The organism is Chryseosolibacter indicum (assembly GCF_018598585.1).
In the GTDB taxonomy this organism is placed as follows: Bacteria; Bacteroidota; Bacteroidia; order Cytophagales; family Cyclobacteriaceae; genus Chryseosolibacter; species Chryseosolibacter indicus.
Genome location: NZ_JAHESD010000041.1, coordinates 37257 through 53142 on the forward strand (window position 1 = coordinate 37257; position 15886 = coordinate 53142).

15 protein-coding genes are annotated in these 15886 nt (G+C 35.9%); all 15 read left to right on the forward strand.

Features of this window, described 5'->3' with window-relative positions; genetic code table 11:
* Positions 1-177: 177 nt before the first annotated feature.
* A complete protein-coding gene (locus KK060_RS16375; protein WP_254154848.1) occupies positions 178-960 on the forward strand; it encodes a polysaccharide biosynthesis/export family protein in 783 nt (260 codons plus the stop codon).
* The gene (locus KK060_RS16380; protein WP_254154849.1) at positions 957-3326 is read left to right on the forward strand and encodes a GumC family protein; all 2370 of its coding nucleotides are present in this window, start codon (positions 957-959) and stop codon (positions 3324-3326) included. Before KK060_RS16375 ends, KK060_RS16380 begins: the two co-directional genes overlap by 4 nt.
* Before the next feature lie 15 nt (positions 3327-3341).
* Positions 3342-4172, forward strand: a complete 831-nt coding sequence (locus KK060_RS16385) for an ABC transporter permease (RefSeq protein WP_254154850.1) — start codon at positions 3342-3344, stop codon at positions 4170-4172.
* Positions 4173-4193: 21 nt separating this feature from the next.
* Positions 4194-5441 (forward strand): ABC transporter ATP-binding protein, encoded by a 1248-nt coding sequence (locus tag KK060_RS16390; RefSeq protein WP_254154851.1) that lies wholly within the window; start codon positions 4194-4196, stop codon positions 5439-5441.
* Positions 5442-5450: 9 nt separating this feature from the next.
* Entirely contained in the window at positions 5451-6077 is a 627-nt protein-coding gene (locus KK060_RS25225) for an acyltransferase (RefSeq protein WP_254154852.1), read from the forward strand.
* Positions 6078-6087: 10 nt separating this feature from the next.
* On the forward strand, positions 6088-6768 hold the full coding sequence (locus KK060_RS16400; RefSeq protein ID WP_254154853.1) for an acyltransferase: 681 nt from the start codon (positions 6088-6090) through the stop codon (positions 6766-6768).
* A 15-nt stretch (positions 6769-6783) separates the two neighbouring features.
* Entirely contained in the window at positions 6784-7638 is an 855-nt protein-coding gene (locus tag KK060_RS16405; RefSeq protein WP_254154854.1) for a DUF5672 family protein, read from the forward strand.
* Between the two features lie 277 nt (positions 7639-7915).
* Positions 7916-8611 (forward strand): acyltransferase family protein, encoded by a 696-nt coding sequence (locus tag KK060_RS25230; RefSeq protein WP_367397500.1) that lies wholly within the window; start codon positions 7916-7918, stop codon positions 8609-8611.
* 14 nt (positions 8612-8625) lie between these two features.
* On the forward strand, positions 8626-9936 hold the full coding sequence (locus KK060_RS16410) for a glycosyltransferase (protein WP_254154855.1): 1311 nt from the start codon (positions 8626-8628) through the stop codon (positions 9934-9936).
* A gap of 8 nt (positions 9937-9944) precedes the next feature.
* Entirely contained in the window at positions 9945-11018 is a 1074-nt protein-coding gene (locus tag KK060_RS16415; protein WP_254154856.1) for a glycosyltransferase, read from the forward strand.
* A 3-nt stretch (positions 11019-11021) separates the two neighbouring features.
* Positions 11022-12173, forward strand: coding sequence for a glycosyltransferase family 4 protein (locus KK060_RS16420; protein ID WP_254154857.1), 1152 nt, complete (start codon positions 11022-11024; stop codon positions 12171-12173).
* Complete coding sequence (locus KK060_RS16425) at positions 12166-13335, forward strand: glycosyltransferase family 4 protein (RefSeq protein WP_254154858.1); 1170 nt, start codon at positions 12166-12168, stop codon at positions 13333-13335. Before KK060_RS16420 ends, KK060_RS16425 begins: the two co-directional genes overlap by 8 nt.
* 2 nt (positions 13336-13337) lie before the next feature.
* Positions 13338-14417: a glycosyltransferase gene (locus KK060_RS16430; RefSeq protein ID WP_254154859.1), complete on the forward strand. Its 1080-nt coding sequence runs from the start codon at positions 13338-13340 to the stop codon at positions 14415-14417.
* A 93-nt stretch (positions 14418-14510) separates the two neighbouring features.
* Positions 14511-15635, forward strand: coding sequence for a glycosyltransferase (locus KK060_RS16435; protein WP_254154860.1), 1125 nt, complete (start codon positions 14511-14513; stop codon positions 15633-15635).
* The coding region (locus tag KK060_RS16440; RefSeq protein ID WP_254154861.1) for a hypothetical protein at positions 15635-15886 on the forward strand (252 nt) is incomplete at its 3' end. The genes KK060_RS16435 and KK060_RS16440, both read left to right, overlap by 1 nt.

The window sequence follows — 15886 nt, forward strand, 5'->3', positions numbered from 1 at the left end:
AGGAGGCGGAGCTCCGCTTCGTTCAAGGTTCTAGGTTGTTAAAAGTTCTGTGTTCTGGGTTCAAGGTTCTGAGTTCAAAGTTCTGGGTTCTGAGTTTGAGGTTTTGGGTTCTTTGTTGGGTTTAAAGTTTGAGGTTAAAATGTATATTTGCGGTTTCAATAAAAAAATAATAACCCTATGCGCCTGTACCTGCTCTTTGTTGGGTTGATCTTTTTTGCCTCTTGTGTTTCTAATAAGAAGGTGACATTGCTTCAGAAGAATGATGTGAATGCAACGAATTTGCCGAAAGACAGTGTTATTCGTACCTATGCTATTGATACATTTCAATATAAGGTTCAGCCTAATGATATTTTATCGGTTCGATTTGAAAGTTTGAGTCCTAAAGAACTTGATATTTTCTCTACTTCCCAAAACCAGTTAAATGTACAGCTTCAAGGCACTAATGGATTGGTGATGGGCGAACTAGTAGATGAAAAGGGTGAAATCAGCATTCCCTTTGTCGGGAAATTTAAAGTATCAGGATTAACAGTGTTTGAAGTGCAAGATACGCTAGAACATTTGGCAAATCAGTATGTAGAAGCACCTACTGTAAAAGTTCGCTTAATAAACTACAGAATAACTATTTTAGGGGAAGTAAAGAATGAGGGATCGATTACTTTAAGTAATAACAGAGTAAGTATGTTGGAAGCAATAGGTATATCTGGGGGATTTAATGATCTTGCTGACCGAGCGAATGTAAAACTAATAAGGCAAAGGGGGGGGCAAACAGAAGTTCAGTACATTAATCTTCTCGATGAAAATTTTATTAGGTCTCCTTACTACTATGTATATCAAGGAGATGTACTTATTGTTCCTCCTCTAAAGCAACGACCTTTCAGAAATTATTTTGGACAGAATTTGGCCCTTTTTGTTTCCTCTCTTTCTGTTTTATTACTAGCCTTTAATCTTTTACAAAATTGAATCCCATTAGTTCGCCAGTCAGCATTCAAGATCAACAGCCTCCGCAGCAGGGTTTTAGTATCGACTTTAAACGCATAGTGGCCCGTGCAATTCAGTTTTGGTATGTTATTGTAATATCATTATTAACAGCACTGGGAATAGCATTCTTTAAAAATCGTTACGCTGTTCGTATTTACCCGGTTACAGCTTCAATTTTAATAAAAGAAAAGGAGGAAACAGCTGAAGGAAGGTTGTTATATAATAACCCCCTGGTTAGTGGTTTTAGGAACTACCTCAATGAAATTTATTTGATTCGTTCTTATCCGATGATAGAAAGAACTCTCACTAAATTAAATTTTGGAGTTGCTTTCTATAAAGAGGGTAATGTGCTTACTACTGAAAGTTATGAATTGCCATTCAAAGCATATGTGTTGAATAAAAGTAAAAATGCAAATGATGCTTTCTATTTTAAGTGGATTAGTAAAGACAAATACGAACTAGGTGTTCATTCAAATGAAGGAATTGGTGTAGGACGGAAAGTTTTTTTGTTTAATGATACTATCGATTATCAAGGATTAAAAATGGTTTTTTTGCTTAATGAACCTTTAACAGAGGCTCCAAGTGAACACCAAGATCAGCTAGTATTTACATACACTGAACCTTCGACACTTGCCGGATCGTATATATCAAGATTAGGAGTTAACTGGGCTGAGGAAGGTGCCGGGGTAATGAACCTTGCTATAAGCGGATCAAACCCATCAAAGGAAATCGATTTTATTAATGGTTTGATCGAACAATATCAATTGTTTGACCTTGAAAAGAAGAACAGAGTTGCGTCACGAACAATTGATTTTATATCTGAGCAACTGGAAGGAATAACTGATTCTCTGCGTCACGTTGAACAACAGTTAGAGCGGTTTAAGAATCGGAACATGTTAACCGACATGAGTGTTGAGGCACAACGACTCTATTCTAAACTTGAAGGAATTGAATCTCAACGGGCAGAGTTAATAGTACGCAATAATTATTTCAAATACCTCTCTGATTATCTTAAACAAAGTAAAAACCTTGACCAAATAATCCTTCCAAGCTCTGTTGGTATCAATGATGGTATACTGTCATCCCTGATACAAAATATGGTTGGTTTTCAGTTACAATTGAAGCTTAATAATCGTACTGAAAATCCGCTTGCAAACGAGTTGAAAAGAAAGATTGATGAAATAAGAAAGGATATAGTTGAATCTGTAAAGAATCAACAATCAACAGATAATATCAGGAGAGATTATCTTAATAAACAGATAAATGATATCGAAAGACAATTAAGCTATCTTCCTGTTGCAGAACGACAACGTATTTCGATCCAAAGAAATTATTCTCTGCTCGAGAATCTTTATATTTTCCTACTACAGAAACGGGCTGAAGCTGGGATATCGAAAGCTTCCACTACAACAGATATCGAAATAGTTAATCCTCCTATGATTGCAGGAGGACCAATATCGCCGCAACCGAGCAGGAATTATATGATGGCATTTGTACTTGGATTAGCTATACCTCTTGGTGCTTTTGTATTGATAGAACTGTTAAATACAAAAGTTCAATCAAAAGAAGACATAGAAAAGGTAATCAGCATACCATTTATTGGAGGAGTTGGTCATAAGAGTACCGAAAACAATCTGGAGGTGTTGAGTCATCCCAAGACTGCCATTGCGGAATCTTTCAGGGCATTAAGATCAAACCTTAATTATTTTCTTGGTAAGCAGAATAAATCGGTGATCATGATCACCAGCTCTATCAGTGGCGAGGGTAAAACTTTCACTTCTATTAATTTAGCATCAGTTATTAGTCTTTCAGGTAAAAAGACATTGATTGTAGGTGCCGATATGCGCAGGCCTAAGTTGTTTGGTGATTTTAACCTTAAAAACGACAAAGGTTTAAGTTCTTTTCTATCAGGAATGGCTTCTTTTGAAGAAGTTATACAGAAGACTTCATTTCCTAATCTTGACCTTGTCAGTGGTGGTCCTGTACCTCCTAACCCAGCTGAGTTGTTATTAACAAGTAAAATGACACAATTTGTTACTGATGCAAAATTGCAATATGATTTTGTTATAATTGACACGCCCCCCCTCGCAATTGTAACTGACGCATTTGTTATATCCCAACTTGCTGATCATACATTATTCCTTGTTCGACAGAATTATACACCTAAAGATCTGTTAAGGACAGCCGAGGATTTTTATCGGTCCGGAAAGCTTAAAAATATCAGTTTAGTGTTGAATGATATCTATAAAAGTGGGCCAGGCTATGGTTATGGATATGGCTATAGTTATAGCTATGGATATAGCTACGGGGTTGGAAACTCTAAACGTGGGAGTGAATATTATTCATAATATTTATATATTGATATGACACATAAGGAATTTGATATCCTCATCGAACCAGGTCGTTCGGAAAAGAATTACTGGCGGGACCTTTGGCGATATAAGGAGTTATTTTATATACTCAGTTGGAGGGATATAAAAATAAGGTATAAACAAACTGTAATAGGTGCGGCGTGGTCTGTAATACGTCCATTGCTAACCATGATCGTGTTTACTATTATATTTAGCCGGGTTGCGAAGCTTCCAACTGAAGGGACCGCCCCCTATGCAATTATGGTTTTCGCCGGGTTGTTGCCGTGGCAGTTTTTTTCAACGAGTTTATCAGAAGCAAGTAATAGTTTAATCGGGAATACGAATCTTATAACTAAGGTTTATTTTCCAAGACTAATAATTCCAGCAAGTTCAGTTATTACAAGTTTTGTAGACTTTGCTATTTCTTTTGGGTTATTGTTAGTTATGATGGTTGGATATCAGTTTGCTCCTTCGTTACAAATTATATTTCTTCCCTTATTTATTATTATAGCTTTTGCATCATCTTTTGGTATAAGCTTGTTTCTTACAGCATTGAATGTGAAGTACAGAGATTTTAAATACATAATACCGTTTATAGTTCAATTCGGCTTGTATATCTCTCCTGTAGGTTTTAGTAGTAATGTTGTTCCTGAAAAATGGAAGTTACTGTATGCCGTTAATCCAATGGTTGGTATAATAGATGGGTTTCGATGGAGTATTATTGGAGAAACAAGCTTCCCTGCTTTAACTTTAAGCATCTCTATTATTGTAACGAGCTTATTCCTTTTCCTTGGGGTTGGATATTTCCGGAAGACTGAAAAATCATTTGCCGATAATATTTAAATTTTACGAAAGAAGTAATCTATGTCAGGATCGATCATTGAGGTTAAGAACCTTTCAAAGAAATTTGTAATCAGTCATGAGGCTGAAAACGGTAAGTATACAGCTCTTCGCGATGTGATGGTAAATAAGATGAAGGGCTTATATAAAACTTCTTCTTCAATTAAGGAAGACTTTTGGGCTTTAAAGGACTTAACATTTAATATAAACCAGGGGGATAGGGTTGGAGTAGTAGGACGGAATGGAGCAGGTAAGAGTACTTTATTGAAAATACTTAGCAGGATAACTGAGCCGACTGCAGGAAGTATCAGGATAAGGGGGAGGGTTGCCTCGTTGCTCGAAGTTGGAACCGGATTTCATCCTGAGCTTACCGGAAGAGAAAATATTTTCTTAAACGGTTCTATTCTTGGAATGAAACGGTCAGAAATTAGAAAAAAGTTTGATGAAATTGTATCATTTGCAGAAGTAGAAAAATTTCTGGATACACCGGTGAAGCGTTATAGCAGCGGTATGTATGTTAGACTTGCTTTTTCTGTTGCGGCGCATTTGGAACCGGAGATATTGGTTATTGACGAAGTATTGGCAGTTGGAGATGCGCAGTTTCAAAAGAAGTGTCTGGGAAAAATGGAGGATGTAAGTAAGGGTGAAGGCCGGACAGTTTTATTTGTAAGTCATAATATCGGGCTTATTCAAAATCTATGTAACAGGGGTATTTTACTGGAACGAGGAGTGTTAGTAAAGGCTGGAGAAATATCTGAAATATTAACTCTATATAATTCAAATAACTCCAGGAGCTTGCACTGGGAGGGTCTTGAAGAGTATGAGAACATCCAACTTACCAGCACATCAGTTGAAACATTAGAAGGGACAAGCGGAGACGTATATAATGATGAAGACATTTTTATTAATATCAGAGTTAAGATTAATCAACCTACACGAGAACTTCTTATCGGCTTTAATTTATTGGGGTTAGGAGAAAAAGAATTAGCTAGAGCAAACTACAATGACTTTAACGGTTATAATACTCTTGATCCAGGTTCTTATCTGTTAATTTTTTGTATTCCAAAGCACACGCTTGCTACGGGTACATACGCTATAAATTTTGATATAGCCATTCCGTATGTAAAAAAAATTAATTCTAATAAACCTAATCTCTATTTTGAAGTACTATCAAGAGGCGAAAAAGGTAATAAGTACTTTGTTACAAATTCTTCAAGCTATAACTCAATTATAAGACCTGATTGGTTAAAGTCTATAGAAAAAATTGGTTAATTAGGTACAGTGATTATTTTAAAAACAATTTTAAGGAAAGTTATCTTCCTTATTTACAGCTTCATTGAACCTGTAAACCGAAAATTAAAAAATGCTGTAATAAAAGAGGGAGGAGATCGATATAAAAAGGCATTTAAATACATTGGTTCAAACTATAATTTTGGTGATTATCCGATAATTGTAAACCCACAGTTTATTTCTATTGGTGATAATTTTATTAGTTTATATCACTTACGTTTAGAAGCAATATCTAAATATAATGATCAAGTATTTTCGCCTGAAATTGTTATAGGCAACAATGTTATCATTAACCCGTATTGCCATATAGGATGTACGAATAGGGTGGTCATAGGTAATGATGTGTTATTAGCGAGTAAAGTATTTATTTCGGACCACTTTCATGGGACGATTGATGGTAGTGAAAGTGATATCGCGCCTGCTAAAAGAAAATTAAATTCCAAAGGGCCGGTAATTATAGAGGATAAGGTATGGCTCGGAGAAAACGTAGTAGTGATGTCTGGTGTTACGATAGGCAAAGGCTCTATAATTGGAGCAAATGCAGTTGTTACGAGAAGTGTTCCTCCATATGCTGTTGCCGTAGGAGTTCCGGCCAAGGTTACAAAATTTTTGAAGTGACTTTATAATTATGCGTAACGTTTTTAGAAAAGTCGGAACATTTTTTAGAGTAGTTAATTTTAAGACATTATATTTTAACTTCAAATATCTTCCTTTTAATAAGGCTAGGCATCTGCCCATTCTGATTTCAAGTCATGTAAGGTTGCATACTGTGAAAGGTAGTGTTGAACTAAATTGCCAAGTACATTTTGGTATAATTAAAATTGGATTTGGTGATTTGGGTATCTTTGATCCGAAAAGATCGAGAACAATATGGCAAGTATCAGGAAAAGTTATATTTAATGGCGGAGCGAACGTTGGACATGGGTCAAAAATTTCCGTAGGAAGGGATGGCGTGCTTGTATTAGGTGATGAATTTAGAATTACAGCCGAATCCTCAATAATTTGTCACAAGTCAATTTCATTCGGATCAAATTGTTTGCTCTCGTGGAATATTTATGTTCTCGATACTGATTTCCATTTCTTAAAAGATGTAAATACGGGTATAATAGTTAATGAGAATAAGGCAGTCTTAATCGGCGACAATGTATGGATCGGTGCCAACTGTTGTATACTTAAAGGTAGTGCGATTCCTTCTAATACAGTTATTGCTGCATTTTCTCTAGTTAATAAAAACCTTTTTGGACACTATAAAGTATTTGGAGGGAATCCAATTCAGATATTACGAGAGGACGTAAGTTGGTCTCATTGATTTAAACTTGCTAATATGGGAAGCCAGGTGATTACAAAAAAGGCAGCGATTGTAATTCATATTTATAAAGATAATTTATCTGAATATGAAAAGATTTCATTGCTGCAACTAAAGTATGTATTAGGTTCTTACCCTATTTACTTGACCAAGCCCCTTAAACTAGATATAAGGCAATATAAAGAAGTACTAGGTACTCAATTAGAAGGTACAATCTCTTATAATCAGAAATATTTTAACGGGTTGAAAGGTTATAACTATCTATTATTAAGTAAGGAGTATTATAAATCTTTTTTGGAATTTGATTACATTTTATTGTACCATACGGATGCTTTTGTTTTTAAAGATGAGTTAAATTATTGGATCGAAAAAGGCTACGATAACATAGGTGCGCCGATTTATCATTATGATGGTACTTTAAACCCTAAAGACTATATATGTAGTGGTAACGGTGGATTTTGCCTTAGGAAAGTAGAAACCTTCTATGAATACGCAGATAGTTATAAGTGGTATTACAGGTATGAGGATACCATTGAAGACTTTTTAAAATACAACTGGAGAGGAAAGATAGCCAGATCTTTTTATTATTTAGGGTTACTTAGTACGATAACTGCTCGCCTCCACAGCAATGTCAATACCGTTAGACTTAATGAAGATGTTATCTGGGGACATTATATACCAAAATATTACCCCGCGTTTAAGAATGCGCCTTTCGAAGACGGGATGCGATTTAGTATGGAGTATAATTGTGATAAGCTGCTTCTTCAAAATAATAATGAGTTACCTTTTGGTTGCCATGGATGGTTTAAGGAAAAATTTATCGATTTTTGGAAGCCTTACGTGGAAAATTTTGGGTATCAATATGACATCTGATATTATTTGCCTTTTTATATAATGTGTCTAATAAATTTCTATTAATTTAAATGAGAGTTCCTTCCTTAGATGGGCTAAGAGCGGTTTCAGTTGGTATAGTTATCTGGGGGCATTCAATAGGTTATTCAAAGCAGGTTCCACCCTTTTTAACTCATATTGGACATAATTTTTTTCTGGAGAAGTAGGTGTGTGGATTTTTTTTGTTATTAAGTGGTTTCATTATAACCTATCTTCTAAGAACGGAGTATGAAAAAAAGGAAGAGATTTAGCGACGTGATTGGTCCCATTACTTTTACGGCAAAATATCCCTATTTGGATACAAGATGGGAATTTTTCTCACCTGTGGAGTCTTGCAGTTGAAGAGCAGTTCTATCTATTCTGGCCTTTAGTTTTTACAAAAAACCTAAAACAACCTTCGGTGTTGAAGAGATACCTTTTATTCTCGTTATGTATTTCGTTAATTATAAGAATCGTCTCTGAAGAGTATAAAATATTAAAAGAGCTACATCTTATAACAAACTCAGATTTTTTAATAGTTGGATGTTATCTAGGAATAGTTTATAATGGAGAATCTGAAAGATTAAAATATGCGACGTTTCAAAGAATCTTATTTTGGATAGCCTTATATATTATTTGGTTTATTCTTAGGTATAAGATCCCATTTCTTAATTCTTTTTTGATTACGGCAGCAGCTATAATAATAGGTTTTCTCATCAACACATATATCAGATACAGAAGTGGATTGGACTATAGATTATTAAATAACAAGTATGTAGTGTTTGTCGGGGCGTCTTCTTTTAGTATTTATCTATGGCAGCAAATTTTTCTTTCACCAAGTGTATCCAGTAGAAGCGAGCTGGTTAGGACACTGTTCCCTTATAATATTATAATATCAATGGTGACCGGAATTATATCTTACCTTAGCTTGGAGAAGTTTCTTCTTTATCTAAAAAATAAGTTCAGTTCAATTTGAAAATACCAACTATTTTGAGAGTACTTCATTTGCCTGTATCAAGTTATCCCTGGAGCGTGGGGGGTAAGGAAATTTTTGCTCTTAACCTCGCGCTTAGCCTTCAGGATTTAGGTATTGAAAATTTTATTTGTATTCATCAAAACAAAGACAAAAATGAGCCGTTGGGACATCATGATTTTGAAATACCCACGACTGTTTTGCCTCCGATTAAAGATGTTAATGTTAGGCTTAATTACTTCTCGAAATCGTATAGCGATATCAACTCCTTTAGAACATACTTGGAGGAGCTAAACCCAGACATTGTCCATTTTCACGATCAATCTGGTGGTGCAAGTCTCTCACATCTTCGTATGGTAAAAGAGCTTGGAAAAAAAACAGTGTTAACGTATCACACGCCTGGACAATCGTGTATACAACGCCAATTACTTTACGAAGGAAAAGAGGTATGTGATGGTAAAGTAAATGTTAGAAGATGTACATTCTGTATGTTGCAGAACCAAGGGTTGCCGCGAGCCGTATCAAGTGTTCTTTCAAGCTTTGATTTTGACTTTATTCCTTTCAACTCATCCAACAAGCTATCAAAAGCGATGACGATGAGAAAAGCTGTTAAACTGTATAAAAATTCTTTAGAGGAACAGTTGAATCTGTTTGATAAAATCCAAATACATGCTCATTGGGTGGAAGAATTGTTGTTATCCAATAACGTTCCTGCTCAAAAGATTTTTTATAGTAAAATAGCCAAGAATTCGAATCAGGATAAGCCAACAGCCATTGAAAGTAATAATAATAAATTAAAACTTGCTTTTATAGGAAGATGTGACTATGTAAAGGGCATACATATTATCGTTGAGGCGATACAATTACTTCCAAAAGATTTGGATATAGAGCTTCATATTTACGGCCCCTACTGGGAGAGCGCATATGGTAAGAAATTATTAAAACAAATTGAGGGTGATGATCGGTTTCTTTCTCCCAGGATTATACCTAATGATCGCATCACATCTTATCTAAAAAATATGGATGCTTTAGTTGTTCCTTCTATATGGCTGGAGACAGGTCCGTTGACTGTTTTGGATGCTTTTGAAGCAGGGATTCCTGTTATAGGTAGTAACTTAGGTGGCATTTCTGAGCTTGTTAAACATGGTGAGAATGGGTTTTTATTTACAGTGGGAAATGTGTTGGAATTATCTGAGATTCTGGGGCGACTATGTTTGGATAAAACTGTGCTGGCAAGTATAAAGTCATCGATTCAAAAGCCTCGTCCTGTTGGCGACATGGCAAAGGATATTCTTCTTCTGTATAAGGAGCTAGTGCAGACCGCATAAATTCATTTATGAAGATACTCCACATACTTGCTTATGCTCATCGCGGAGGATGCGAAAAGAATTGTTTCTATTTCATAGAAAGCAAGAAAGAAGCGACACATGATGTTTTAGTTTTAGATCAACATGGTCCAATGATTACAGAATGGGAGTTATTAGGAGTACAAGTTAAAGTACTAAATATACTTTGCTTGAATTTGTTGAGCTTTTACAATTCCTTAAAAAAATCACTGCCTGCGGTCGAGTATGAAACAATTATTGTATGGACTAATATCAGAATGCCTATTATCCTAAATGTATTGAATAAGTATGAAACCAACATATTCGTGCATGTTGGTAATCCTGTAATAAATAGAATCTCGGAGAGGCTTAAGAATCAATTCCTCTCTGTATTCTTTCCTATTGGTAATTGTGTTTACTTAAGACCTGTGTCAGGATACGTAAAGGAAAGTATTTTAAAACATCCTTATTACAGGAGATTTAGAAACCAAGTTTCTCTAAAACCCATAAAAACGACACATGTACGGGTTAACAAACCAACAAGGATAGATAGAAATTCAGTGTTACAGCTTGGTATGGTAGCAAGACTTGATGGTATTAAAGATCATGAGACGGTAATAAGAGCCTTTTCAATAATAAGGATGGAATATCCCTTTGCAATTCTTAACCTTGTAGGTGGTGGTGTTTTAAGGGATGAGCTGGAAGCATTAGCATTGTCACTAAACTTAAAAGGTGCGGTAGTTTTCCATGGAGATGTAGGAAATGTGTATGAAGTTATCAGGGAGTGGCATTTATTTGTTTATGCTACGACTCTCGCAGAAGGTCTGGGAGGTACGATTCCTGAAGCGTTATCAATAGGGTTGCCAATTGTTTCAGTGGATTTGCCTATGATAAGAGAATGGGATAAGGAAGGAAGGTTTATTGTTTTTTGTAATGCCTCAGATCATTCTCATATGGCTTCTTGTGTTATCTCTGAACTTGATGATGAATTTCATAGAAATTTTGTTTATGAGCAAGGGCCTATATATGTGGCTGAGCATTTTTCTCCTACCATCTTTTCCTCTAATTACATCTCAATAAATTAGTTAATGAGTAGCAAATATTCTGTTACAGCCATTGGTGATGCCAGCAAGAAATCTACCTTTAGTGGCATTCCATATCATTTTTGGCATACAGCTCAGGAATCAGGTTTATCAATCACGCCATGGAAAATGGATATGGAGCGTGTAACCCTGAAGCGGAAGATATGGAATGTATTCAAGATTCTACAATTGCAGTCTCCTGGTGGATTTCAATACTCGCAAGAGTTTAATAAATCTATACTAAAGCAGATACCTGACGAGTTATTAAGTACACAAGTTATTTCTTTTAATCAACATTTTCCTCCTGTACAGCTGATATATGCAAAGGGTGGCAAGGTTTACCATTACATTGATGCGACCTTCAAACAGTTACTAGATCGTTATGGTTTTGCTGGAAAGATTGGTTATAAAACAAAAAGAGAAATTCTGGCAAAAGAAATTGATCAATTTACCGGAGCGGAAATGATCTTTACTTTTCAGCAATGGGCAAAGGATTCTGTCGTAAATGATTATAAGATACCTTCAAACAAAGTAAAGGTTGTGATGCCAGGAGCTAACATCGTATTTGACACCGATTACGTTGCTAAAGCTTCTCCGGATGAGAAAATTGGTACAAAGAAAACTCCACTTGTGCTTGGTTTCGTAGGAAAGGACTGGAAACGTAAAGGTCTTTTGCGCTTGGTAAACATAAGAGACATACTGGAGAGGAGGGGTTGGGAAGTAATAGTACGATGTGCAGGTTATGCTCCTGGAGAATTCAAGACAAGACCAGGGGTAGAGTTTGTAGGATTTATAGATAAAACTTCTGAAACAGAACGGTTCATTAAATTCCTTGAGTCTTGTCATATCGGATGCCTTTTTTCAGAGGCCGAATTTTCCAGTATTTCGGTGTTAGAGTTTATCTCCGTCGGTCGGCCTGTGGCAGGATTTGTAGTAGATGGAATGGGAGATCTATTCATGCCGGAGTGCTCAATAAGACATGTTGTAGAAGATTCTGACGAAAGAATTGCAGATAGTTTTGAACGGTACCTCCTTGATTCAACATACAATAGAAACTTAAAAAAAGGAGCTGAGCTTAAAAGTAATTACGTACGCTGGGGAAGAGCTGTGAAGGAAGTTGTCAATCATATTGCCACTAAAGATTTAGATAATGACTAAGTGGATTTGTTCTCAGTTTGGGGCGAGAGAGAAGTATGCTATTCCAAGGGCATTGCAATTAAGAGGTCTATTAAAGGATTTATATACTGATATTTGGCTTAAAGAAACGTCGCCATTACAGGCCATTAATAAGAGGGCGAAGGGCAGGTATAATACGGAGTTAAAGAATGCTACTGTTCATCATTATACCAATTATTTTTTATTTTTAAAAATTAAGGAAAGGTTGTTAAGAAGGCAAGTTGAATATGACGTTGTTTTTGATGATCTCCTTTCAAGAGATTTGAAGAAATGTAAAGATGAGAGAATCAATTTTTTTGGTTATAGCTACTCATCACGCAAGAGCTTTAAGATAGCCAAGCAAAAGGGATATAATACTTTTTTGGGACAGATTAATCCAGGACCTAAAGAAGCCGAGATTGTAATCGAGGAATATAAAAAGTTCAGAGGTGGAGTATTTAAACCCTTTGTACCAAGCAAAAGGTACTGGGATTTGTGGCGTGAAGAGATAAGCCTAAGTGATAAGCTGATTGTCAATTCTGAGTGGTCAAAAAAATTATTGTTAGAGGAAGGTATATCTCCTGATAAATTAGTAGTAATTCCTCTTGCCTATGAACCTACTGCTGTTAAAGTAGAAAGGACATTTAAGAATGTTTTTAGTAAAAAGGAGCCTTTGGAATTGCTTTACCTGGGGGGGATAGGAATTCGTAAAGGTTTTCATATTCTCGTTGATGCTTTACGAGATCTTTTACCTCTTCCCGTTCACTTAAATGTTGTAGGTGAACTTAAAGGACCGAAAGAGTTGCTAACTAACTTACCTGCAAACATTACCTATCACGGTTCTGTGGCGCAGCAAGAAGTGTCTAATTTTTATAGAACGAGTGATTTATTTATGTTTCCAACTCTTTCGGATGGATTTGGATTGACACAACTAGAGGCTCAAGCATATAAATTACCAATTGTAACATCCATGTTTTGTGCTCCTGTTATTTCTGATAGAAGAAATGGAATCGTCTTGCAAAAGGTGGATAAAACAAGTTTAAAAGAAGTAATTCAAGAAGTATTGGATACACCAAAAATTCTGGAGGATTTTTCAAATCACTCTCTGTCATTAAAGGATTTCAGCATAAACAGGTTGGCTGACAGCCTTTCTAGTCTAAAATAATAATGAAAATTCTACATGTATTAACTTCGCCACGTGCTGAGGGTACACCACGTCTTGTATTAGATTGGCTATCAGTTAAAGATTATGAACAAGAAGTCCTTTTCTTAACTGCAAAAGGTGAATTAAAAGAAAACTTTCAAAAGCATTGTGTCTGGCAATACTACAATGAATCATTTCCTCTGCGAGTAAAGAATTTTGCAAAGGTGATTAGACTTGTTAAAAATACCTGTAAGGCCCGAAAGCCTGATATTGTTATTGCATGGCCATTAGGGTTTTCTCATTTTATAGCTATTGGTGCGTGGTTAGCGGGAGTAAAAAAGAATATTGCACATGCTGGGAATCCAGCTGGAGAAAGTTTTGTGGGTCGATATATTCATTCATGGCTAAGTTTTAACATTGGAAATCTTTTTGGTAACAAGGTTATAGCATGTTCTGATTATGTAATGGAAAGCTTTAAGAAGATCCCATTTGTTCCCTCGGCAAATATCTTTTCGGTCTATAATTGCGCTAATATAAACCGCTTCATCCTCAAAGAAAGTATTGAACGGAGCGCAAATTTTATTATGGTCGCCACGCTGGAAAAGCATAAGGACCACCGCACGCTTTTACATGCATGGAAGGTCATTGAAAATGCAGGTGTTGAATCAAAACTATTGATTGTAGGTGATGGATCTTTAAGGGATCAATTATGTAATCTTGCTTCAAATCTAGGCCTTAAGTCAGTATCTTTCATGGGAAGCAGGGATGATGTTCCGAGCTTATTGCATCGTAATGCCTTTTTCATTCTTTCTACTACCTCTCAAGAAGGCTTTGGTACTGTATTAATTGAGGCGCTTGCAGCTGGATGTTTAGTAATAGCAAGTGATGTGCCAGCCTGTCGCGAAGTGCTGCAGAATGGTAAATATGGTATTTTAACTCCTGTAGCAAATGCAGTTCAACTAGCTACTGTATTATTGCAATGTCTGCAAAATGGGTATAAAAAATTAAGTGATAAAAAACTAAAAGAACAAATTGAGTACGCATCGTTATATACACCCGAAAAAATGATTGAACGTTATTTGAAGATTGCAGAAGGGTCTTAAAGTATAAAAATGATTCAAATCTATCTCCAATCATCCTATAAGTTTAATTGAAGATTTTCGTTTACTATGCTAAATAAGTACGAAGTAAAAAAAATGACGATACTCTTTTTCCTTCACCGTATAGGTCCCTACCATGATGCAAGGTTCCGGGCTTTAGGGGAAAGAATAAATCTTATTGCTGTAGAGACTCGTCCACTATCTAATGAATATCCGTGGGACTTTGAAGCAAAAGAAAAGAACTACCTCGCCGAAAAGGTTCTGGGTGGGAGTAAAGACAAATTAAGGGAAGTTGTGATTGAATTAATAAAAAGATACCAGCCTTGTTCGGTAATAACAACAGGTTGGGCAGATCCCGAATATCATACGGTAATATTAGTTGCTTCAAAATTTCGCTTGCCTAGGATAATTGTCAGCGACAGCAGGTATGAGGATGAACCCAGAGTTTTTTATAAGGAATGGATAAAAAGACTAATACTGAAGAGTTATTCTGCAGCTCTTGTAGCAGGTACGATGAGCAGAAATTATTTGATACAGTTAGGTTTTGATTCCGCTTCCATATTTGCACCATGGGATGTTGTAGATAATCAATATTTTTTAAGTCATAACGTAGAAGAATGTAGCTTTGAGAAGAGGGATTTTTTATGCGTAAGCAGATTTATTGCGAAGAAGAATTTGAGCTCTTTAATAGAAGCGTTTTATTACTACCGTAGGGAGGGAGGAAAAAGAAAGCTTCTACTTTTAGGAAGTGGTGAACTAGAAAATGAGTTACGGCACCAGGTGGAAAAGTTGGAGATAACGCATTACGTAACATTTAAAGGTTTTGTCCAATACGATGTGCTGCCAAAATTCTTGTCAAAATCATTTTGTCTTATTTTACCTAGTATTACTGACCAATGGGGTCTGGTTGTTAATGAAGCGATGGCAAGTCATATTCCGGTGTTGGTCTCCAATAGGTGCGGGTGTGCCATAGATATTGTGAGACACGGAATTAATGGATACGTATTTGATCCGTTTAAAGTTGAAACAATAACAAAGTCAATGATGGATATGGATAATATCGGTGAAAGTACATGGAATGAAATGGGAAGAGCATCAGCCGACATTATAAAACAATGGGATTTAGATAATTTTGCCACTGGCGTTATAGGTGCTGTTGAGAGAGCTATTGAAAGAGGACCTCTCGGACCAATTAAGCTGGTTCATAATCTTTTAAGTTGATGAATACCAGTTTTACTTTTTCTGAAGCTGTACCTTACTTTTCATTATTAATTATCTCAGGATGGATACTTATCAGTAATTTTAGAAAGGGGTATATATCGCTTTGGTCTCCAATGACAATTGTTGTTTTAGTTATAGGCTATTATTGTCTTCTCGGTCCATATCAAACAATAATAATTGGAAATACACATGACCGTATGTTGAACATGAGGCCTTTTTATGCTGTTTCTTTTTGGGGTGCTTTGATATCG